At 36.9% G+C, this 20,337-nt stretch carries 28 protein-coding genes; 8 read left to right on the top strand and 20 right to left on the bottom strand.

Translation table 11 applies throughout. The features are described from left to right. Positions 1-32: 32 nt before the first annotated feature. Complete coding sequence (locus tag ACYX4O_RS10065) at positions 33-1,742, bottom strand: glycosyl hydrolase family 18 protein (RefSeq protein ID WP_476356842.1); 1,710 nt, start codon at positions 1,740-1,742, stop codon at positions 33-35. Between the two features lie 143 nt (positions 1,743-1,885). On the opposite strand from ACYX4O_RS10065, the gene plsY reads away from it, so the two are divergent. After that, the gene (gene plsY, locus ACYX4O_RS10060; RefSeq protein ID WP_476356841.1) at positions 1,886-2,467 is read left to right on the top strand and encodes a glycerol-3-phosphate 1-O-acyltransferase PlsY; all 582 of its coding nucleotides are present in this window, start codon (positions 1,886-1,888) and stop codon (positions 2,465-2,467) included. A gap of 459 nt (positions 2,468-2,926) precedes the next feature. On the opposite strand, the gene ACYX4O_RS10055 is transcribed toward plsY, so the two are convergent. After that, a complete protein-coding gene (locus tag ACYX4O_RS10055; protein WP_476356839.1) occupies positions 2,927-3,115 on the bottom strand; it encodes a hypothetical protein in 189 nt (62 codons plus the stop codon). Between the two features lie 291 nt (positions 3,116-3,406). Here ACYX4O_RS10055 and folE2 point away from each other — a divergent pair, with 291 nt between their 5' ends. From folE2 to ACYX4O_RS10040, 3 genes are all read left to right on the top strand, one after another. Beyond that, the gene (gene folE2 / locus ACYX4O_RS10050; protein WP_476356837.1) at positions 3,407-4,333 is read left to right on the top strand and encodes a GTP cyclohydrolase FolE2; all 927 of its coding nucleotides are present in this window, start codon (positions 3,407-3,409) and stop codon (positions 4,331-4,333) included. A 20-nt stretch (positions 4,334-4,353) separates the two neighbouring features. Then, positions 4,354-4,584: a membrane protein insertion efficiency factor YidD gene (yidD, locus tag ACYX4O_RS10045; RefSeq protein ID WP_345238918.1), complete on the top strand. Its 231-nt coding sequence runs from the start codon at positions 4,354-4,356 to the stop codon at positions 4,582-4,584. Between the two features lie 149 nt (positions 4,585-4,733). Further along, positions 4,734-5,039, top strand: a complete 306-nt coding sequence (locus ACYX4O_RS10040) for a HesB/YadR/YfhF family protein (protein WP_476356835.1) — start codon at positions 4,734-4,736, stop codon at positions 5,037-5,039. A gap of 85 nt (positions 5,040-5,124) precedes the next feature. On the opposite strand, the gene ACYX4O_RS10035 is transcribed toward ACYX4O_RS10040, so the two are convergent. From ACYX4O_RS10035 to acnA, 9 genes are all read right to left on the bottom strand, one after another. Continuing rightward, a complete protein-coding gene (locus tag ACYX4O_RS10035) occupies positions 5,125-5,424 on the bottom strand; it encodes a hypothetical protein (RefSeq protein WP_476356833.1) in 300 nt (99 codons plus the stop codon). Between the two features lies 1 nt (position 5,425). Then, positions 5,426-5,845 (bottom strand): acyl-CoA thioesterase, encoded by a 420-nt coding sequence (locus ACYX4O_RS10030; RefSeq protein WP_476356831.1) that lies wholly within the window; start codon positions 5,843-5,845, stop codon positions 5,426-5,428. Next, a complete protein-coding gene (locus tag ACYX4O_RS10025; RefSeq protein WP_476356829.1) occupies positions 5,842-8,145 on the bottom strand; it encodes an AAA family ATPase in 2,304 nt (767 codons plus the stop codon). The genes ACYX4O_RS10030 and ACYX4O_RS10025 overlap by 4 nt, the downstream gene beginning before the upstream one ends. A gap of 226 nt (positions 8,146-8,371) precedes the next feature. Further along, positions 8,372-8,608, bottom strand: coding sequence for a small acid-soluble spore protein Tlp (tlp, locus tag ACYX4O_RS10020; protein WP_476356827.1), 237 nt, complete (start codon positions 8,606-8,608; stop codon positions 8,372-8,374). 13 nt (positions 8,609-8,621) lie between these two features. Further along, a complete protein-coding gene (locus ACYX4O_RS10015) occupies positions 8,622-8,768 on the bottom strand; it encodes an acid-soluble spore protein N (RefSeq protein ID WP_476356825.1) in 147 nt (48 codons plus the stop codon). Between the two features lie 84 nt (positions 8,769-8,852). Beyond that, entirely contained in the window at positions 8,853-8,987 is a 135-nt protein-coding gene (locus ACYX4O_RS10010; protein ID WP_476356823.1) for an FbpB family small basic protein, read from the bottom strand. A gap of 64 nt (positions 8,988-9,051) precedes the next feature. Continuing rightward, positions 9,052-9,630 (bottom strand): redoxin domain-containing protein, encoded by a 579-nt coding sequence (locus ACYX4O_RS10005; protein WP_476356821.1) that lies wholly within the window; start codon positions 9,628-9,630, stop codon positions 9,052-9,054. After that, complete coding sequence (locus ACYX4O_RS10000) at positions 9,624-10,295, bottom strand: hypothetical protein (RefSeq protein WP_476356819.1); 672 nt, start codon at positions 10,293-10,295, stop codon at positions 9,624-9,626. The genes ACYX4O_RS10005 and ACYX4O_RS10000 overlap by 7 nt, the downstream gene beginning before the upstream one ends. 211 nt (positions 10,296-10,506) lie before the next feature. Then, complete coding sequence (gene acnA, locus ACYX4O_RS09995; RefSeq protein WP_476356817.1) at positions 10,507-13,221, bottom strand: aconitate hydratase AcnA; 2,715 nt, start codon at positions 13,219-13,221, stop codon at positions 10,507-10,509. Between the two features lie 187 nt (positions 13,222-13,408). On the opposite strand from acnA, the gene sspO reads away from it, so the two are divergent. Further along, positions 13,409-13,561: a small acid-soluble spore protein O gene (sspO, locus tag ACYX4O_RS09990; RefSeq protein WP_188649965.1), complete on the top strand. Its 153-nt coding sequence runs from the start codon at positions 13,409-13,411 to the stop codon at positions 13,559-13,561. A 240-nt stretch (positions 13,562-13,801) separates the two neighbouring features. Here sspO and ACYX4O_RS09985 read toward each other — a convergent pair whose 3' ends face one another. Then, the gene (locus ACYX4O_RS09985) at positions 13,802-14,062 is read right to left on the bottom strand and encodes a hypothetical protein (RefSeq protein WP_476356815.1); all 261 of its coding nucleotides are present in this window, start codon (positions 14,060-14,062) and stop codon (positions 13,802-13,804) included. 117 nt (positions 14,063-14,179) lie between these two features. Here ACYX4O_RS09985 and ACYX4O_RS09980 point away from each other — a divergent pair, with 117 nt between their 5' ends. Then, positions 14,180-14,332, top strand: coding sequence for a small acid-soluble spore protein P (locus tag ACYX4O_RS09980; RefSeq protein ID WP_036778942.1), 153 nt, complete (start codon positions 14,180-14,182; stop codon positions 14,330-14,332). Between the two features lie 40 nt (positions 14,333-14,372). Here the strand turns inward: ACYX4O_RS09980 and ACYX4O_RS09975 are convergent, their stop codons facing one another. After that, a complete protein-coding gene (locus tag ACYX4O_RS09975) occupies positions 14,373-14,738 on the bottom strand; it encodes a hypothetical protein (protein ID WP_476356813.1) in 366 nt (121 codons plus the stop codon). Positions 14,739-14,822: 84 nt separating this feature from the next. Continuing rightward, positions 14,823-15,932: an ATP-binding protein gene (locus ACYX4O_RS09970; RefSeq protein ID WP_476356811.1), complete on the bottom strand. Its 1,110-nt coding sequence runs from the start codon at positions 15,930-15,932 to the stop codon at positions 14,823-14,825. Between the two features lie 270 nt (positions 15,933-16,202). On the opposite strand from ACYX4O_RS09970, the gene ACYX4O_RS09965 reads away from it, so the two are divergent. Then, positions 16,203-16,631, top strand: a complete 429-nt coding sequence (locus tag ACYX4O_RS09965; protein ID WP_476356809.1) for a DUF2621 domain-containing protein — start codon at positions 16,203-16,205, stop codon at positions 16,629-16,631. A gap of 42 nt (positions 16,632-16,673) precedes the next feature. Here ACYX4O_RS09965 and ACYX4O_RS09960 read toward each other — a convergent pair whose 3' ends face one another. The 4 genes from ACYX4O_RS09960 to ACYX4O_RS09945 all read right to left on the bottom strand — a co-directional run bounded on the left by ACYX4O_RS09960 (position 16,674) and on the right by ACYX4O_RS09945 (position 18,807). Beyond that, positions 16,674-17,171, bottom strand: coding sequence for a CcdC family protein (locus tag ACYX4O_RS09960; RefSeq protein ID WP_476356807.1), 498 nt, complete (start codon positions 17,169-17,171; stop codon positions 16,674-16,676). Positions 17,172-17,226: 55 nt separating this feature from the next. Next, positions 17,227-17,583, bottom strand: coding sequence for a response regulator (locus tag ACYX4O_RS09955; protein ID WP_476356805.1), 357 nt, complete (start codon positions 17,581-17,583; stop codon positions 17,227-17,229). A 30-nt stretch (positions 17,584-17,613) separates the two neighbouring features. Further along, on the bottom strand, positions 17,614-18,039 hold the full coding sequence (locus ACYX4O_RS09950) for a Na(+)/H(+) antiporter subunit B (RefSeq protein ID WP_476356803.1): 426 nt from the start codon (positions 18,037-18,039) through the stop codon (positions 17,614-17,616). Between the two features lie 66 nt (positions 18,040-18,105). Next, positions 18,106-18,807 (bottom strand): cytochrome c biogenesis CcdA family protein, encoded by a 702-nt coding sequence (locus tag ACYX4O_RS09945; protein WP_476356801.1) that lies wholly within the window; start codon positions 18,805-18,807, stop codon positions 18,106-18,108. A gap of 201 nt (positions 18,808-19,008) precedes the next feature. On the opposite strand from ACYX4O_RS09945, the gene ACYX4O_RS09940 reads away from it, so the two are divergent. Then, positions 19,009-19,236, top strand: a complete 228-nt coding sequence (locus ACYX4O_RS09940; protein ID WP_476356799.1) for a hypothetical protein — start codon at positions 19,009-19,011, stop codon at positions 19,234-19,236. Between the two features lie 59 nt (positions 19,237-19,295). Here the strand turns inward: ACYX4O_RS09940 and ACYX4O_RS09935 are convergent, their stop codons facing one another. Both ACYX4O_RS09935 and sirA read right to left on the bottom strand, forming a co-directional pair. After that, the gene (locus ACYX4O_RS09935) at positions 19,296-19,523 is read right to left on the bottom strand and encodes a YneF family protein (RefSeq protein WP_036778920.1); all 228 of its coding nucleotides are present in this window, start codon (positions 19,521-19,523) and stop codon (positions 19,296-19,298) included. 71 nt (positions 19,524-19,594) lie between these two features. Then, the gene (sirA, locus tag ACYX4O_RS09930) at positions 19,595-20,032 is read right to left on the bottom strand and encodes a sporulation inhibitor of replication protein SirA (RefSeq protein WP_476356796.1); all 438 of its coding nucleotides are present in this window, start codon (positions 20,030-20,032) and stop codon (positions 19,595-19,597) included. Positions 20,033-20,337 lie beyond the last annotated feature (305 nt).

Here is a 20,337-nt window from a genome sequence, read left to right as displayed (position 1 = left end):
AGGAATGCTAAAAATCCTACCTGTTTAATGTGCTATTCAGTTGATCCTTCTTCCTTTAATTCACGCTTAATGGTTTTAAAAGCTTCTTTAGTAGCAAAAGTTTGACTCCAAGTAGCAATTCCTGCAAGTTCATATTGATGGACTAAGTTCACTCTTTTGCGAAGAGACGAACTGTTCTCAAGCCATATCTTATAGGTTACGTTATTCTCACTCTGATATTCTACATAATCTTGCCCAGACTCTGGGTCATAAGTAGGTTGTATATTTCTTTCCTCCATCCAATCCTTAACCTCTTCCATTGACATAGATTCAGAACTCATTTCTATAGAACCATCATTCATTACTTCTTCTTTCCATAAACGTGTATAAAGAGGAGCTCCAAGAATAAGTTGATCCTTTGGAACCTTTTTAAGTATTTTTTCAAGGTTACTCTTAACCCAAGGTAAGCTACTGACGCTTCCAGCAACTGGTGAACTTCCCCAATGTTCATCATAAGCCATAACCATGATGAAATCAGCCGCTTCAGCTAATTCCTCTCTTTCATAAAACCGAGACCATTGAGCACTCCCAGATTGAAATGAGACATCGACAGAAACTACTAACCCTTTTTGGTGGGCTAATGGAGTAAGTTCTCTAATAAATTGTGTATAGTTTCTACCATCTTTTTCATAAACATTTTCGAAATCAATGTTAATACCTTCAAATCCATAAATCTCTGCAAAGTATAGAAGTTGGTCTATCATAGATTTTCGCTTATCATAAGTTTCTAAAGCCTCTGTTGTGAGATCAGGGTCAAACCCATTTGAAAATAAAGCCCATATCGAATACCCTTTTTCCTTTGCATTTTGAACATAACTTTTTGAAGCAATATTTCTAATATCCCCTTCTCCATTTTGTAGCTTAAACCATGTCGGCGATACTACCTGGACCCCAGGTAATGAAGGCAACGGATCATTCGTGGCTAATTGATCCCAAGTAACATGAACCGGAAGTTCAACAGAAGGAACAAACGGACTTTCTTTGTTTTCATTGACCGCAATTTGTTTAGGATTTGTTGATACAAGAGAGGAAGCTTTCACGTAACCGCCTATTCCTTCATTTGTCCTAATAAAATAAAAATCCTTTTGTTCTTTTTCTATAGTTACTTTCTCACCTTCTTCTAATTCATGGACATAAGTTGAAGATAAACTTGGTTTAGTTCGAACCCTCCGTAAGTCCTCTTCTTCTACTTCTACAACACCTTGTTGCAACATTTGATCTCCTTCATAAATCGAGACAATCGTAGTCTCTTGATGATAGTCTACATGAATAGGGTAAATATCTTTCAACCAATCGGCGGAGATATAAACTTTATCTCCAACCGACTTAATTGGCGGTTTTGATGCTTTTGTGGGTTTATTATTCATAAAGTATTGTTCTGAATCTATAGGCATTTGGTAGACATTTTGGGATGTCGTTACAATGATTGAATCAGTAGGGTTGTCAAAAAACAAATCATTATCAATTTCTTTATTTAAAAAATCAATTGATATATACACACCATCTTCGTAGAGTATTTCTCCTTCATACTTCTCACTGTTAAACACTATTGGATATTCTTTTTTATAATAGCTTGCCAACTCATTGGAGGGAAATGGATATAACACCCAGAAAGCTATAGATGATAATAAAAAAAAGACCCCAAGCCCCCCAATAGTCCAAATTCTTTTTTGTGATTGAGTGTTCATATTGATCGACGCCATTGCCTTTCCTCCTCTTCCCTCTATATTATAGAAAGGAATGATCAATGAAAATAGTTACAATAAAAATAGAATAGTTGTTCTTTCTACTCTTCGTTTCTGATAAAATATATAAAGCTAGGAGCGAAAGATAAAGGAGTTTTCATATGAGTTATGTTTTGTTTGCAATCATTGCCTATATAGTTGGTTCTATTCCCTCTGGTCTAATCGTAGGGAAATTAGGGTATAACATTGACATCCGGGAACACGGGAGCGGGAACTTGGGTGGTACGAACACCTTCCGAGTGCTTGGCAAGAAAGCAGGACTCATTGTCACCATCTCAGATATATTAAAAGGAACCATTGCAGCCCGCATTCCATGGATGTTCGCTGCTGATGTTAACATTTTAATTATTGGTATTTTCGCTGTCATTGGTCATATGTACCCTATTTTTGCTAAGTTTAAAGGCGGTAAAGCGGTAGCCACATCCGGTGGTGTCATATTAGCAGTAGAACCAATACTGTTTGGAGTCATGTTGCTTACATTCTTTATCATGTTGAAGATTAGTAAATATGTTTCATTATCTTCAATGGTTACAGGAATTGTTACTGTTATTATGTCAATTATCCTCGGCCATATTGGACTCGTTATAGTTACGAGTATATTAACTGCGTTCGTTATCTATCGTCATCGATCAAATATTAAACGGATTATGGATAAAACGGAACCTAAAATTAAATGGATGTAATGAAATCATACTATTAATTATTAAAAAAGACGCCATAGGCGTCTTTTTTTCTTTATTTTATACGTTCGGAGTTGCTACTGAGTATGAGTGTTAAACACACACCGCTCATTCTTGCTGTATATTCGATTTTTTAGCTACTACCCACTTTTGAGAAAGTCTTGCCTATGAGCAACGGACCCATTAAACTCCAAATGTAACACAATAGTAAAGGCGACTTATGATCTGGCTAAGAAACCACATGAGTGATCAGATAAATGAGAGTGGTATTTTAATAATGTTATCGGAGTTGCTACTAAGTATTCACAAAGGAACTTAAATAATAAAGTCTGTGTTATATAAGAGTAAAGGTACATTGCCAAATAACTTTAACTCTTTATTTCTCCAGAAAGATTCCCATAATGGAACGAGAATATAGAACGATAAAACGGGCGCATCTATAGGAAGCGCCCGTTTTATCGTTTAGTAACCAAATGTCCAATCTACATCACTTGTAAACTGAACAGGAAAGACACGTTCAACATTACCTGTTTTGTTGCATGCTTTTTCATATCCACCTTGTGCTTTCCAATGATCATACGTTTCTTTATTTATATCTTCAAGTACAATAACTCTTTCGTTTTGAGTTTGTAGTACAGCAGTACCTTTCATACAGGCCACCTTCTTTCGGTCAATTCTTATTGCGAACCTTATTTTATGTAATTTTATTCGGATTGCCAACAGGTGGGAGCATATTTTAAATTTTTAGATTTTAGAAAACGCATTCCTTATTTCCCAACCAGGTCCCTTTTGTAGTAAAATAGAATTTATATGTAAAGAGTATAAATAGAACGTTTCAATGCTACTTTCAAACCCATTTGATGAGTATAAAAATTGAACTTATGAATTCGTTTCTTGTATACTTTGAATAGCTTATTCTAGAAGCTGAAAGGAGTCACTGCTATGAACCAGACAAATATAAACACAAAAAAACAGCTACCTTCTAAAGAAGATCGTCATAAATTATTTGGTTCTGTGGACCCAGGTCCACGCACGAAACCTATAGAGAAAGATGAAATGGCAGACCTTCAAAATTCTCGTGAAGATTTCTTATTTGATCTTGATGCTGTAGGTATCTCTAATGTTAAACACCCAATTCGAATATATAGTTCAAAAAAACCAGAAATGCAAACCACGATTGGGACCTTCCGCTTTGCTTCAAGCATTGGAAAAGGAAGCAAAGGAACCAATATGAGCCGTTTCACTGAACAGCTTGATCGCTATCATAATGATGGCTTCGCTGTTGATATCACGACGTTGAAGAAATTCACAAAAGAATTAGCTGATCGCTTAAAACAAGAAGATGCCGAAGTGGAAGTCACTTACCCATGGTTTTTCGAAAGAAGAGGTCCATTCTCTGATTTAGCAGGAATGAACCATGCGGACGCTACGATGAAAGTTTCTTATCATCAGCACACCGGCTATGATGTAGAGGTATCCCTAACTGGGAAAATTACTACTCTATGTCCTTGTTCTAAAGAAATTAGTGAGTATTCCGCCCATAATCAACGTGGGAATGTAACGATGTCTGTTCGTTTAACCGAAGATTTCGATGAAAATGACATGGACTGGAAAGAAGCCTTGTTAGAAGCTGCCGAGTCAAATGCATCAGCCCGTATCCATCCCGTACTTAAGCGTCCGGATGAAAAAGCTGTTACGGAACAAGCTTATGAAAACCCTCGGTTCGTCGAAGACATTGTTCGATTAGTTGCGGCTGATCTGTATGAACTTCCTTTTGTGGAATGTTTCTATGTAGCATGCCGAAATGAAGAGTCCATTCATCTTCACGATGCCATTGCAGAAGTAACGTATGATAAGACTGAAGAATAGCATTAATGAGGGTGAACAGCATGAAAACCATATTTTTATGGATTATCCGTTTTTATCAGAAAGCCATTTCTCCATTAAAACCAGCTCCTACATGTCGCTTTTACCCTACTTGCTCTCAATACGGGATTGAAGCTATTTCAAGATTTGGAGCTCTTAAAGGTGGATGGTTAACAATCAAAAGAATTGTTAAATGCCACCCCTTTCACCCTGGTGGATTTGATTATGTGCCAGAAAAGAAACGTAAAAAATAGACAAGTGTCTTTTTGACACTTGTCTATTTTTATCTCAGCCTCTTTTCTTTTTCTCTCCTATAAAACTATTCCTAGTACCGTTTATTTGAATCCCAATCTTTATTGTATTACGATGGATAGTAAGCCAATACCTGCAAGGAGTTGAAAAAATGATATTAAAAGTACAAGAAGAAGCAGCACAATGGTACAAGAATGAATTAGAACTAGAAGATAACGATTCCTTACGCTTTTTTGTTCGATATGGTGGTGTAGGCGGGCTTCAGCCTGGTATGTCTCTTGGGGTTCGCCCAGATAACCCTGCTGAACCTATTGCTGAAGACAAGCAAGAAGGCATACGCTTTTATGTAGAACAAGAAGACGCTTGGTATTTTGATCATTACAATGTAACCGTCAAATATGACCGAGATAAACAAGAACCTGATTTCGATTACTACGAACCTGAAAATGAATCATAAAAAAAGAGCCATGATAGAGATCTATCATGGCACTTTTTTACCTATTTGGCTCTGTTACGAATGACTAACACTCTATAAAGCCTTACTACAAGTTGAAACGTTCTATATGTTCGTGAAGGCCTTCTTTGTCTAGAATCTTTTTTTGTGTTTCTCCCATTAAATCAAAATGAGGGAAACGGGGGTCATTATGAATCCATTGAGGCTTCAATCCGTATTGCTTACCCCATTCTGTTAATTTATGAAGATCCATACACCCCACTTTGGTAACCGTCTTCACATCCGGAAAGCGATCATCTATCCAATAGTGAGTTAAAAAAGCGATTTTACCTAACTTTACTAGTCGCTTCCATTCATTTACCTCTTCACGCTTTATTCCAAAAGCCACGTTATGATTCTCCTTTAGCTTTCATGTAAGCTTCATGCCAGTCAGGAAAAACGCGTCTAATCGATACAGGTTTAAAGGTATCTTTCTTGACACAAACGTGTTTGGTCGTCCCCGTTACAGCAACTTCACCCTCTGGGGTTTGAATTTCATATCCATAGGTGACCCGAATCCCATCATAATATTCTAACCATGTCTTTACCTTTGCTGTTTGGCCGTAGCGTAGCGGTGTTTTAAATTGAATATTTGCATCGACCACAGGAGAAACAATCCCGCTCCTCTCCATTTCGTGGTATTGAAATCCTAACGCTTCTATAAAGGCTGTTCGCCCAAGCTCAAACCAAACCAGGTAGTTCGCATGATAAACAACTCCCATCTGGTCTGTTTCCTGATACCGTACCTTTACTTCAGTTGTCGTAATCATCCTACTTCTCTCCCTTTAACAGCACTCCATGCAAGCTCTAGGTCTTCTCTTGACAAGACCTCATACTGAGCTTCACTATCTTGTTCATCAAGTCTTAGCGCTTGATATTGAATGGCTTCATCGATTAGGTTTTTAACAAAGCGACCGTTACCATCAATAACGTTTGTTGTGTAAACATCTTCTAAATACATTACACCTTCTTCTTCCAACTCATATTGATACAAACTCGCCTGGTACTTCGTCATCTCAACAAGTTCTTTTGCATCATAATCCGGGAAGTGAAGAAACTTTTTGAATCTTGAAGATAATCCAGGATTGCTCTGAATAAGTGTCCTCATTTCATTTTTATACCCAGCTAATATTACTACTAAATTTTCATTGTGCTTTGTCATTTCATCAACAAGAGTATCTACCGCCTCTTTTCCAAAATCATTAGATCCAGATTGGAAAAGTGAATACGCTTCATCAATAAAAAGAACTCCACCTAACGCTTCTCGAATTTTTTTCTTTGTCTTAATTGAAGTTTGTCCCACGTAGCCTGCCACAAGGTCACTTCTTGAAGCTACAATGACATGGCCTCTCTTTAGGAGTCCGCATTCTTTCAAGATATCTGCGTAAATATGGGCAACGGTTGTTTTTCCCGTTCCTGGATTTCCTGAAAAAACAGCATGCAATTGAATTGGCACAGATGGAAGACCTTTTTCTTCTCGCCTTCCTTGCAACCTAACGAAAGAAGAAAGCTTTTTCACTTCATCTTTAACAGGCTTCAAACCAATTAATTGATCTAACCGTTCCATAGGTGATTTTGAGTCGTCTTGACTATCTGAGGGGGAAGCAAAGTCTTTTTCCTCTATTCGCATTAGGTCAAGCTTAGATTCATGATGTGCTTGATCGGATTCACTTGCCCCTTTTTGAAAAATGGCCTGAAGAACTATATTTCGAACAGCACGCGCATTGCCAAAAGTATCATCTACTTGTTGTTTATCAATAGAGCGTTCAAGATTTAAGACGGCACTCTTAGTAAAGAAATAATCGTTTTCTAGAGCTGTTTGTTCACCAATTTCAATTAATTCAGGGATCGAATAATTGGGAAGATGAACATGATTTTGTTCAGGGAACCGACTTCTAAGGCCTGGGTTTCCCCATAAAAACTGTCGCATCTCATCGGGATAACCAGCCAAAATAACTGCAAATTTATCCCCATATTCCTTACTAGTCATCGCAGATACAAGTGTATCGATTACAGCTTGACCATAGTCATTTCCGGTTTGACCTTCCCTTTGCAAACTATAGGCTTCGTCTATGAAAAGGATACCCCCAATGGCTTGCTGCACATAATTCATTGTGTTCTCTTCAGTTTGCCCCACATAAGAGCCTACTAAATGAGAACGATTGACTTCAATTACTTCTCTTGTCTCAAGTAAACCAAGATCATAATAAATATTGGCCAGTAATCTTGCAATTGTGGTTTTACCTGTACCAGGATTTCCCGTAATAATCATATGCAGTTCTGGTTCATCGACCATTTGAAAACCAATGTCCTTACGGTACTGCTGGTATTTTAAATAGTGATAATAGCGATGGATGTACGCTTTCACCTCTGTTAGTCCTACCATTTCATCCAACTGTTTTAAAGGATCTTTTCCCTGGTGTTGATCCACACCTCCGGGTAATAATTCTTCAAGATCAACGGTCAATTGGTCCAACTCTCTTAATAATTGGTTAATACGTACCGTTGATACGTGGTTAAACCCATTTGTTTCATTACGTTTATGAGGTTCTATCTCTTGGATTAACTCATCAAATAATCGCTGGCCCTCTTCAAATAGGCTTTGGAAGTGAGTCCTCTTACTATCTTTTGAATAAAAGTATTGGTTAGACCAATTCTCTTCTAATGGTTCTACGATTTCTGAAATCTGTTGTAACTTTTTTCGTTTAACTGATTGGTGATCCGTTTCATGCACGGCCAAGTTTTTATACGTTTGGCCTTTGAGCATTTGGAGATGAGACTGTACGTTCATTAGTTCCTGAAGCTCTGCCACAACAGAATCGTTTTCAGCTAAGTTTTTCGCTTTTAAGATAAATTCTTCTGCTATTTGGTCCCGATTGCTAATCGTGCGATTTAATCGGTAATAAGCAATCAAACTATATAACCTACTTACAAATAAAGTACCTATATGATTAGTTCCTTGCTCATAGTCATTAATAAGGCGTAACGCTTCCGTTTCATTTAGAGGAGGATGTGCGCTTAATGTAGTCCATTTTTGTATGTTTTCGAGTTGTTCTGTATCAATCATCATGTCATCATCCTTACTATACTTAATCCATTCACATATTGTATCATAAGTAAGCCCTCGACGTTGATGATGATGTTTTATGCTGCTTCCACTAAAGCCTTATGAATTCCTTAGTAAACCCTACACTTTCCTAGTCAGGTCAGAAACAAAGAACTAGACATATAAGTTATAAAATCACATTACTAAATAGAAAAGAGCGCTCTTTATAAGAGCCCTCTTTTCCTTTAGTTTACTTTTCTTTATTATGCTTTGCTTCATCTTTAATTTCATTACGGAACGATGCAATGGACTCTTCTCGCCGTTTGTTTTTATCCATAATCTTTCGTTTCTCTTCCTCTGAAGAAAACTGCATCGTTTCATGAGCAGCTTCTAAGTTGTGGATCGTATTTTGCACCATTTCTTGTAACTTTTCTACATTATCACTACGGTCATCAGGATTCGCATATCGTTGGTTCTCTTTACCCATATTGCTTCCCCCTCTATTTTTTCCCCTTAGTTTGAATAACTTTCGGTTTATGTGCATCTTGCATTTGCATTTGTTTACCTTTATTACTCCCTGCTTCTCGAGGTTGCGTCCCTGGATGGCTAGGAGCAAAGTGTTTAGAATCCTTTTTCGGATTTCCCATAATGTAGCCACATCCTTTCTCTTGGTTACACCGTTTAGTTTACGCGCTATAATAAAAACTATACAAAAACAGATAGCATAAAAGCTATCTGTTTAGCGTGTCATTGATTCGTTTTTCAATCCGTTCTTCAATCTGATTTATCAATTGTTCATCTTCTATAATTTTTCTTCTATTTTCCTGTATTAGTTCTTCAAAAGTCGGTTTTTTCTTTCTTGGCACGATCCCTTCACTCCTTTATTATAGTAATATCAGGATCGGCTGAATTGTCAGAAAATATACCTACTTAGTCTAATTTATTCTTCATTTTCTTCATGAAATCGTAATCCATCGCTCCAATATACGATTGGCTCTGGATTTTTCCATCTGTACCTATAAAATAAGTGGTAGGATAGCCAGGGATCCGGTATTGATCTTCGGCATCACGACCTCGGTCTAAATAAATAGGGAATGTAAATCCTTCATTATGAACATAAGAAGTCACATCTTTAACACTTTTCTCAGTTGAAGTGACATTGACTGCCATAATCTCTACCTCTTCTCCAAATTCTTCATAGAATCTTTGCATCTCAGGCATTTCTACTCGACAAGGTGGACACCATGTCGCCCAGAAATTTAAAAATATTTTCTTTCCTTTTAGATCAGATAGTTTCACTTCTTTTCCCTCGAATGTTGTTACCGTAAAGTTAGGTGCATATTCCCCTATTTTTAATCCTTCAGGAGCATCCGGGGGTTGCATAGCAGTTCCGTTCTTATTATCTAATGAGACAGCTTCTCCTCCAGCCTCATCTTTTTGAACCACATTTATAATAGCAAACCCAAACAATACAAGAATGACAACTGCGCCCAATATTCGTTTTACCACGTGGCTTCACGTCCTTTATTTATCACATAATTACCAAGAGATATTCCTACAATCGTTACAAACGAAAACCAGACAGCTAAATCTCCAGAATGTATAGTGGTAAAGAATACTCTATATGACACCCAACCCAAGAGACCTAGTTGGATATAATTTGCAATGACTCTATAGTGATACAAGTTCTTTACAAAAAGGTATGATAACGCAAGAATTACAAAATACCCATACAACCACAAAGGGATATAATAAATTGTGAATCCTAACGTGAACCCAATTTGTGTAATTCCAAACCACAGAAAGTGAGCTGACATCCATAAATTAATGGAATATATGAGTGAAAAACCTGCTTTATGTATAGATCTAATATAAACAACAAATGAAACCAAAATCCCCAAAATGATTCCAAGAGTACCACCATTTAAGAAAAGTATTGTCTCTGGTGACTGAATAGCTTTAATGGGGTGACTCAAAAAATAACTGAACTTCCAAATGATCGCTATAAGTAATAGCGATTGTACCCACTCAAAGGCAAAGAAGCGCCCATGAGGCTTCTTATTATACAGGTTTATTAAAATGATCCAAAAAAATGCTACAACTGCCCCAAAAGTCCATAGTAAGTATGTACTTTGGATAAAGATTGGACCGATTGTTAGTGAAGGAATCTCCATACTTCAACCCCTAGACAATTATATTACTTTCTATATTATATTTGATTCAAATCTATGTAAAGCATATACCCCTCATCGTAAATAAATTGTTAAATTGTACCTTAACATTGTATAAATACCTATTCTTATGGAAACTCTATTTACAACGATTTTAATTGCATACTACATAAAGAAGCAGCTGCTAGTACAGCAGCTGCTTTTTAACAATGTTTTATTTAGATGCCATTTTGTCTCGAAGAACTTTTTGAAGAATACCACCGTTACGGTAATAATCAATTTCTACAGGACTATCGAAACGAGCTATAACGTTAAACTCTGTTTTATTGCCTTTATCATCTGTAGCAACAACCTTCACTTCATCATGAGGTTGAACAGATTCATCAATCTCTACATTAAACGTTTCCTGACCTGTTAAACCTAGGGAATCAGCGCTGTCACCTGCTTTAAATTGTAGTGGAAGCACACCCATCATGACAAGGTTAGAACGGTGAATACGTTCAAAGCTCTCAGCAATAACTGTTTTAATGCCTAATAAGTTTGTACCTTTAGCAGCCCAGTCACGAGAACTTCCCATGCCGTAGTCTTTACCCGCTACAACAAGTAATGGCGTACCATCTTGTTGGTATTTCATAGCCGCATCATAAATAGGCATTACATCACCAGTAGGCCAGTAAGTTGTATATCCGCCTTCAGTTCCTGGAGCTAATTGATTACGAATACGAATATTAGCGAATGTACCTCGCATCATTACTTCATGATTACCACGACGAGAACCATATGAGTTAAAGTTTCGCGGAGAAACACCTTTGTCTTGAAGATATTGACCTGCTGGCATATCTTTTGCAATTGCACCTGCTGGAGAGATGTGATCCGTTGTTACAGAATCGCCAAACTTTCCAACCATTCGTAAATTGTTAAGACTCTTTACAGATTCAAGATCTTTTGAAAGCCCTTCGAAGAACGGAGGATTTTGAATATAAGTAGAATTCTCATCCCAATCATATAAAGGCTCATCTGTAGTATCAATTTGATTCCATTTTTCGTTTGAATCAAATACATTTTCATATTCTTTTCGGAAGATTTCAGGATTAACATTTTTGTCAATTTCAGCTTTAATCTCTTCTATTGATGGCCAAATGTCATTAAAGTAAACAGGCTTCCCATCTTTATCTGTACCGACTGGATCATTCTTAAGGTCAACATCAACTGTACCTGCTAATGCATAGGCTACAACAAGTGGTGGCGAAGCCAAATAGTTCGCTTTCACAAGTGGGTGAATGCGTCCTTCAAAGTTACGGTTACCAGATAGAACAGAAGAAACAGTTAAATCATTCTGAGCAATAGCTTCTTCAATTTCTTCTGCAAGTGGGCCAGAGTTACCGATACATGTTGTACAGCCATACCCTACAAGGTTAAACCCTAGATGTTGCAGATACTCCATAAGGCCAGAATCCTCTAAGTATCTTGTTACAACTTTAGACCCTGGGGCAAGTGAAGTCTTAACGTATTCAGGTACTTCTAAACCTTTTTCAACTGCTTTTTTAGCAACAAGACCTGCACCTAACATAACGTGCGGGTTAGAAGTATTCGTACATGATGTTATGGCTGCGATTGCAACTGAACCAGTTTTCATATTCGAAGATTTACCATTTGGATGTTCGATGGTCACTTCTTTTTCTTTTTCCTTCTCTGTAAGTCCGAAGCCTTGATTTCCTTCAGGCGCTGTTAATGCATGATTAAATGACTTCTTCATTTCAGATAAAGGTATTAAGTCTTGTGGACGTTTAGGTCCAGATAAGTTTGGTTCAAGTTCAGATAAATCGATCTCAACAAGTTCCGTAAATTCCGGATCAGCAAATTCAGGAGAATAGAACAGATCATTTTCTTTACAATATTGCTCTACAACCTTAATATGCTCTTCACTACGTCCTGTTAAGCGTAAGTATTCAAGAGATTCTTCATCTACCGGGAAGAAACCACATGTAGCCCCGTATTCAGGCGCCATATTAGAGATCGTAGCACGATCAGCAAGTGGCATATCTTTTAATCCAGGCCCGAAGAATTCTACAAACTTCCCAACCACATTTTTCTCACGAAGTTTCTGAGTAACTTTTAGTGCCAAGTCAGTTGCAGTAGTTCCTTGTGGGAAACCACCTGTTAATTTCACACCAATTACTTCTGGAGCAGGGAAATAGGATGGCTGACCAAGCATTCCAGCTTCAGCTTCAATGCCACCAACACCCCAACCTAATACACCTAAACCATTAATCATCGTAGTATGTGAGTCAGTACCCACTAATGTGTCAGGATATGTTTCGTATTCACCATTTTCATTTTCTAAAGCATGTACCACATTCGCAATGTACTCAAGGTTCACCTGGTGAACAATTCCTGTTGCTGGCGGCACTGCTTCATAGTTATCAAAGGCCTTCTTAGCCCAATTTAGAAATTCATATCGCTCCTTGTTACGCTCAAATTCTAATTCCATATTAACTTGAAGGGCATCCTGAGTACCATATTTATCAACTTGTACCGAGTGGTCAATAACTAGGTCTACAGGAACCTCAGGGTTAATTTTATCGGGACTTCCTCCCATATCAACCATTGCCTTACGTAAAGATGCAAGGTCTACTACAGCAGGAACTCCAGTAAAGTCCTGAAGGATAACGCGAGACGGTTTAAAAGGAACGTCTACGCTCTCTGAATCCTTTTCTCCCCACTTTGCTAGTTTTTCTACATGGTCATTTTGAATGACTTCGCCATCATATTGGCGTAGTACTGATTCAAGTAAAACGCGAATGGAATATGGGAGACGAGAAATCTTTCCGTATCCAGCTTCCTCTAGCGCCTTTAATTGGTAATAGTTGTACGTTTTTCCGTTAAGTTCAAATTGCTTGCGCGAATTATAAGCATCATTTACTGCCATATTCTTTTACCCCCTCAATGATAATGAAACCTTTGAAACGAATAGTACGTTTCATCGATCCCCCATTGTTTGACTTCCAATTAAGAATTGAAAGAAAAATTCTGCAACTTTCATTTTAAATGAAAACGATTTATAAGTAAAATATTTCGTCGAATTTTTCCTCATAATAAGTGTGGAGGTGAATGATATGAGTAAAAAACGTAAAGCCAATCACGTAAGACCAGGCATGAATGACGCTTCTGCACAAGGACAAGGAGCTGGCTACAACGAAGAAACCCCACAACATCCACTGAGCGCAGAAGAACGTCAAAATAATAAAAAACGCAAAAAAAATCAGTAATAACCTAAAGCATAAGTGCCCGGTTAGCAACGTATAGACTGGACTGAACCGGAGTGAGATAAAGGAAACACGAAGAGCTTTAGCGAATCGATGTTGACTTATCGACCAGAGGTGAAGGAAGTCTACTAGTTGCTGGGCACTGAAGCTGGATGTAACTAAAGCGTAAGTGCCCGATTAGCAACGTATAGACTGGACTGAACCACAAAAAAGTGTCCTAACCCGTAAGGGAAGGACACTTTCTTATTGATCTAATTCGGACATAATTTGTGTTAGCTGATTTTGATACTGTTTAAGCTGTTCATATTGGTGTTCGCTGGCTACTTCGAGTGCTTTGTCGATTTGTTGATAGGCCTCATTAACTTCTTGAGTCAAGTGAGCCAATTCTTTACCATAGTCAGCTTGATCTACAGATTGAAGGCGAGTTTCGTTTGCATCAATTGCTTGTTCGTAACCTTGCTGGGCTGCTTGAAAAGCCTGTTGTTTATTTTTATGATAAGGCATAATTCCACTCCTTTAGTTAATTTCCTAGTTAGTGTATGTACATTTAAACTTTCCATACCTTCACTTGTATAAAAGTGAAAGATACGTCGAAATCTAATCCTGAAAGGAGAGATAATTATGTCTGGTAAGCCAAAAGGCCCTAAGCAACAAGATCGTGTTTCATTACCTAAAGGTCCCAAACAACCATACGGGGAACCAACAAGTGGTTCTCATAAAGTGAAAAACCGTAATCACACTCGTCAAAAGAACCACTCATCTCATGATATGTAGAATAAATAAAGGACCAAACCTATATGGTGTTGGTCCTTTTTTACTTACTCTTTTCGATCTGTAATTGATTGGAAGCTTGGTCTAACAATGAAATATAGTAGGAAATTTCTTCTGATGATTTGTAAGATAACAAACTTTCTTTCATCCAATCGAAGCAATCTTTTAATAACCTAGTTTCTACGCCCCTGCTAGATAAGACAGAATCCACCCATTCAACATAATCTAAGAAAATAATATCCATCTTTATTGGCCATGTAGCCTCTAGGTGCTCTAGATGGTAGTAAGTATCTTTTTTTATATGTGCTAGTTTTGTTTCATCATAATATACAAACAGTTCAGGATAATGAATTAAATACCTTTCATAGACATCCTCTACTATTTCATCTTTTATGTCTTTATCAATCACGATGTATTCCTCCTAAATATCTCTTGTCAAAGGTAACATAGGCGTAAGAGGACGCCGTTCATGCATCAATTTCCGACAGTAGCGCTAATAAAGAGGTAAAGATATCCTAAATATGCTCCCTCTAGGTTCATTGTCCAAAATATTTAAGCTCCCGTCATGCTTTTCTAAAATTTGATTTGTAATCATTAACCCAAGCCCTGTTCCATTTTTCTTAGTTGTAAAGAAAGGTTCTTTAATTTTTTCAATTAAATGAACCGGAATCCCAGGACCTTCATCCATTATATCCATGCAAGCTACATCATTCCTCTTATAAACATTAACCGTTACCGTCCCACCACTCTCACTCATTACTTCTATGGCATTTTTTATGATATTGATAAATACTTGTTTAATCTGGGATCGGTCACAATATACGTTTATTGGCTCTTCTTGTTTTATCACAAGATTGACATTATGTAAATGAGCTTGCGTTTCCATCAACATACATACGTCTTTCATTAAAGATAGTACAGACTCTTCTTTAGGATCATTGGTCATCGGTTTAGAAATGAATAATAATTCTGATGTAATATTTTCAATTTTGTCGATTTCTTCTCCCATAATGGAGTAATATTCATCTTTCCCCTCTATTCCTGCTTGTAATAATTGCATAAAGCCTTTCAAAGAGGTTAGAGGGTTTCTGATTTCATGGGCAATTCCAGCAGCTAATTGACCAGCTACTGACATTTTCTCTGAACGTATCATCATTTCTTCAGCTTCTTTACGATCCGATATATCTCTTAGTACAGCGATAAAAACTTGAGAATGTGTATTAGGGTCGTAAACTGATGAAGAGACAACTTCAACCCACACATAGGTTCCTGAACGATGTTTAACCTGCACTTCAGAGGTAACCAATTCGCCAATTTCACAATCTTTATGTAATTTTAGTAACCGATTTTTATCTTGAGGTGAAACATAATCCAAGCTGTTTGTACCTAACAATGTATCCTTGGGATAGCCCATTAACTTCTTTGAGGAAGCAGTAACATATTGAATAATCCCTTGCTTGTCACATACACTTATGAGGTCAAACCCATAAGAATCAATCCACCTCTGGAATACAGGTGGAAGATCAGCTAATGATGTATATGAGACCAACAAAGAATCGGTATATTGATGTTCTACGGACGTATGTTCTGATTTATCCTTCATCCTACCTGCCCTCCTCTTCCTTACAACACATAATAACATTTTATCCCACCCATTTAACAACGTTCAAGAAAACTACTTAAAAAACTTCAAAAAACTAGTAGTTTTGTTTAAAAAATAACATTTAACACATTCTCATCCTATTCTCGTAAAGAATAAACTATTCCTCTTGGAAGTCTAATTACAATGGTATAAAGTGGTTATGCATATTGAATCCTGTTATAACCTGTTCTATACTAGAGGTAAGTTTATTACAACAGAAAAGGTGATTGGATGAACTCTACCTTCGCTTTCTTAATCCTGGGCTGGACTGTCATAATGGTAATCTTATTAGCCATTGGCGGCTTCTTTATGTTTCGTAAATTCTTGAAGCGCTTACCAAAAGAAGACGGGAAATCCATTATTGATTGGGAAGAACATTATATTGACCAAACCCTTCACATGTGGGGCGATGAACAAAAGCAATTTTTAGAAGAGCTGGTAACGCCTGTTCCTGAGTTATTCCGGGATGTGGCTAAACAGAAAATTGCGGCCCGTATTGCTGAAGTGGCCTTACAAAAAAAAGCTACTGCTATTACACAAGAGATTATTATTGAAGGATATATACTGGCCACCCCGAAGAGAGACCATAAATTCTTGAAGAAAACGTTACACGAAAAAAATATTGACATTCAACCTTATCAACCACTTTTTGAACAATAAGATAGAATATAAAAAACCTGCAACAATATTGTTGCAGGTTTTTTAATTTGTAGCATTCCATTTTCCACCGACACTTGCATCTAGCTTTCTTTGTAGTCGAATATATTTTACTAACATCGCAATACGCCAAGTTAAAATCATTCCAAATGCTAATAAGAAAAACATTCCACTTGTCTCTCCTAGAGAGACGGTCTGTCCAATAATTAACTTTAGAATAATACGTAGAATAAGCAATCCAAATAAAATAAAAACAAAGGCTTTTGAAGGCTTTAAATAAATATTCTGATCTCTAACTTCAAATGTAGATGTTTTAATTAAAAATATAGAGAAGAATACACCTACAGAGAATGCCTCTAACACTTGTATCCATTCAACCCTAAAAGGTTCAAAAACAAACATTAATGCGCCTGTACTCATGAAAAATGGTGGTAATATAATTTTCTTTACAGATGCGGGCTTCTTTGAAGCTCGCATTCGAACAAAAATCATTGTTGTTGCCATTATGGCTGCACCCAAGGTACTGGCTATCGCCCAAAACATGAAATCAACCCTCTTCGAATGTCTTAATCATATGTATTTTGAAACTCACGGTCTTTTACAAAACCCGTTTAATGGCGTCAAGGACTCTTGTTTCATCAAAAGGCTTTACGATAAAATCCTTTGCTCCTCTTTCAATTGCCTCCACCACCATCTTTTGCTGACCCATAGCAGAGCACATTATGATTTTAGCAGAAGGGTGAGATGTTAAGATCGATTCGACTGCTTGGAGTCCGTTTAATTCTGGCATCGTAATATCCATAGTTACTAAATCAGGTTTGAGTTTATGAAACATATCAATGGCTTCTTGCCCATCTTCAGCTTCACCAACCACCTTGTGATCCCCTTTTTCTAAAATTGTTCCTAAAGTCATCCTCATAAATTTAGCATCATCGACAACTAATATGTTAGCCAAAGATGTCTCCCCCCTTGCACGATAAACCCCTTATTGATCGTTAGCAATAGATAGTATAATGGTTAAGGTAATACCTACGACCGTTAGGTAAACACCTAGATCAAATAACATTGCTGTAGCAAGCTCCATCTCTCCGAAGATTGGAACATGGTGTAAATGAGCAAACGTTTGACTTAAGAAAGGCTCACCGAATAAAAAGGACCCAGCACCCGTTAAAACTGCAATTAAAAGTCCGATCGGAATGATATAACGAAAGTTGACAGGTATAATCTTTTTAACTTGGTCATAGCCATACGTCATATACATTAAAACGAATGCTGCTGATGTCATCAGCCCTCCAATGAACCCTCCGCCAGGAGCATTATGCCCGGCCAAGAATAGGTAAATTGAAAATGCTAACAAAATAAATGCAATAAGTATTGTTGTTGTTCGTAGTATTAGGTCATTTGTCCGCATTTAGATTTCTCCTTTTCCAAACATAGTTCTATAATAATATAAATGTGCCTTGAATGCCATCATGGATTAGAAACCACTAAACCCAAATAAACCAGCTAGGTATGACGTTAGCTTAGTCATTAAATCAAAGAATAAAAAGATCCCCATAAAGATCATGATATATCCACCAGTTTTAACTATTCGAGCACTATGGCGTTTGATCCAATTCATTCGACCAATAAAGAAAGACAAAATCAAAAAAGGTACAGAAAAACCTAGAGAATACGTAATTAAATAGATCATTCCGCTTTCAGGGTTTTGAGCTGCAAGCGTCAAAACCGCTGCCAAAATGGGGCCAGTACATGGTGTCCATCCCATAGAGAAAGCCATGCCTATAAGGAAAGAACCAGCATATCCTCCTGGACGGTTCTTAAAGGTAATTTTACGGTCTTTCATGAGAAATTCAAAATTAAATACTCCAATAATGACAAAACCGAAGAAGATAATTAGAATAGCACCTAATTGTCTGATCAAGTCCTGATACTGATAAAAGAATTCCCCAATAAAAGAGGTCGAATAGCCTAAAAAGATAAAAATGCTTGAAAAACCCAGTAAAAATAAGACTGTATGTAGAACACTTCTTCGGTTAAGCATAGCATTCTCAGATTTCAATTCATTTACACTCATTCCTGTAATATAAGAGAGGAAAGCTGGATATAAGGGTAATACACAGGGAGAAATAAATGACAAAAACCCTGCCCCAAAAGTTAAAAACAAATTAAGATCCATAGTAGTAAAGCTCCTTTATTTTAAAATTAACACAGGAGTAGAAAACTCTCCCTAATCATTGTAAACAATAACGTTTTGAAACTCTACGATTCATCTGTTTTTAATAATTGACAAAAATGTGATTAAAAATTGAACAAATTGTGAATATATTGTATATTAAAATTACTAAAAGGAACCCTTTTAAAAAAGGAGGACGAATGTATGGTGCGGATCACGGCTTCCCTGGTTGCAAGTATTATTCTTCTAATTGTTCAGTCTACCATCATTGTAGCTGTAAAACCTTATGATTATATCATATACCATGACCTGTCCTTGTTAGCGGGTGTCCTTACTATTAATTTCGTGTGGTCATTTGCTATACTGACTCAATTAAAAAATTGGATCACTTCTCATTACAATGAAAGAGATTCAAAGTTACACAATCATTAACCCATAATTAAAATCCTTCTCTTACATAAAAGAGAAGGATTTTTTGTGCGTTTTGAAGTTTATTTTTGTTGTTGGTTATTCATAGCACGCATCATTTGATTAATTTTCTTCTGCGATGGCTTCTGGCCCATCTGCATCATCAATGTACGTAACATTTGTTCATTAATCGGTGGGTTTTTCTTTAAATAGTTCATCATGTACTTTCTGGCGATAAAGAAACCAAGTGCTACGCCAGCAAGTAGCGTTACAACGGCAATTACAATTACCCAAACAATACCTAAGGACATCGTACAAATTTCCTCCTTCATGTTGTCTCTCAAATATTATAGTAAATTGAGGAGGATAATACAATAGTAGGCTAGAGAATCGCTTCCTTTTTAATAGGAGCAATCCACCCGTACTGTCGCATATCTTCATCCATAATAAAAAAAGAATGATTGAATGTGCGCAGTGTTTCAAAGATCATGGATTCTGCTTGATGAAGGCTCTCAGCGGTAATCCGTACTTCTCGATCACTCATTTGGGTTAAACGAATATTTTGACCTTTACACTGTATCACAAACGACATTTTATTTTGATAATAGGTCATTTCTACAGGTTTACGATTTTTTTCTGTGACATAATGGACTAACATATCTAGCGGAATTGGCTTTGTGACATACTGAAATTGTGTAGTAGACAACGTATGATCAGGATGGTATTTCCATTCTTTCAAAAAGTCAAATAGAATATTGGTCTTATGAAAATAGTGGCTTGAAAATTCGTCCTTAATCCAAAATAAAGCATATTCACGCATAGCATGTCCCCCTTGTTAGAGACATTCTACCCGATTTGGAAGAAATTATGTGTCTAATTTCGTCACAGATACAGCGAAAGTTTTGTCGAATTTAATAGCTATTTTACCTCTCGCATCTATTCATATAGGTGGTACTTATCTTAGAAGCCCTTTAGCTCCCTCATTTGATAGCATTTACTCGAAGAAATTGAACCCTTCCCGCTTCCTCTTAACCTTCATAAAAACGAAAACTTTTTTATCTAATAAATAAACATCTGAATCCGACCATTCAACCATAATAGATACAAAAAAAATAAAGCCTGTAA

Source organism: Pontibacillus sp. ABV4_188 (assembly GCF_056311905.1).
Note: the sequence above shows the minus strand (reverse complement) of the source record. Positions and strands in the feature narration are given on the sequence as shown.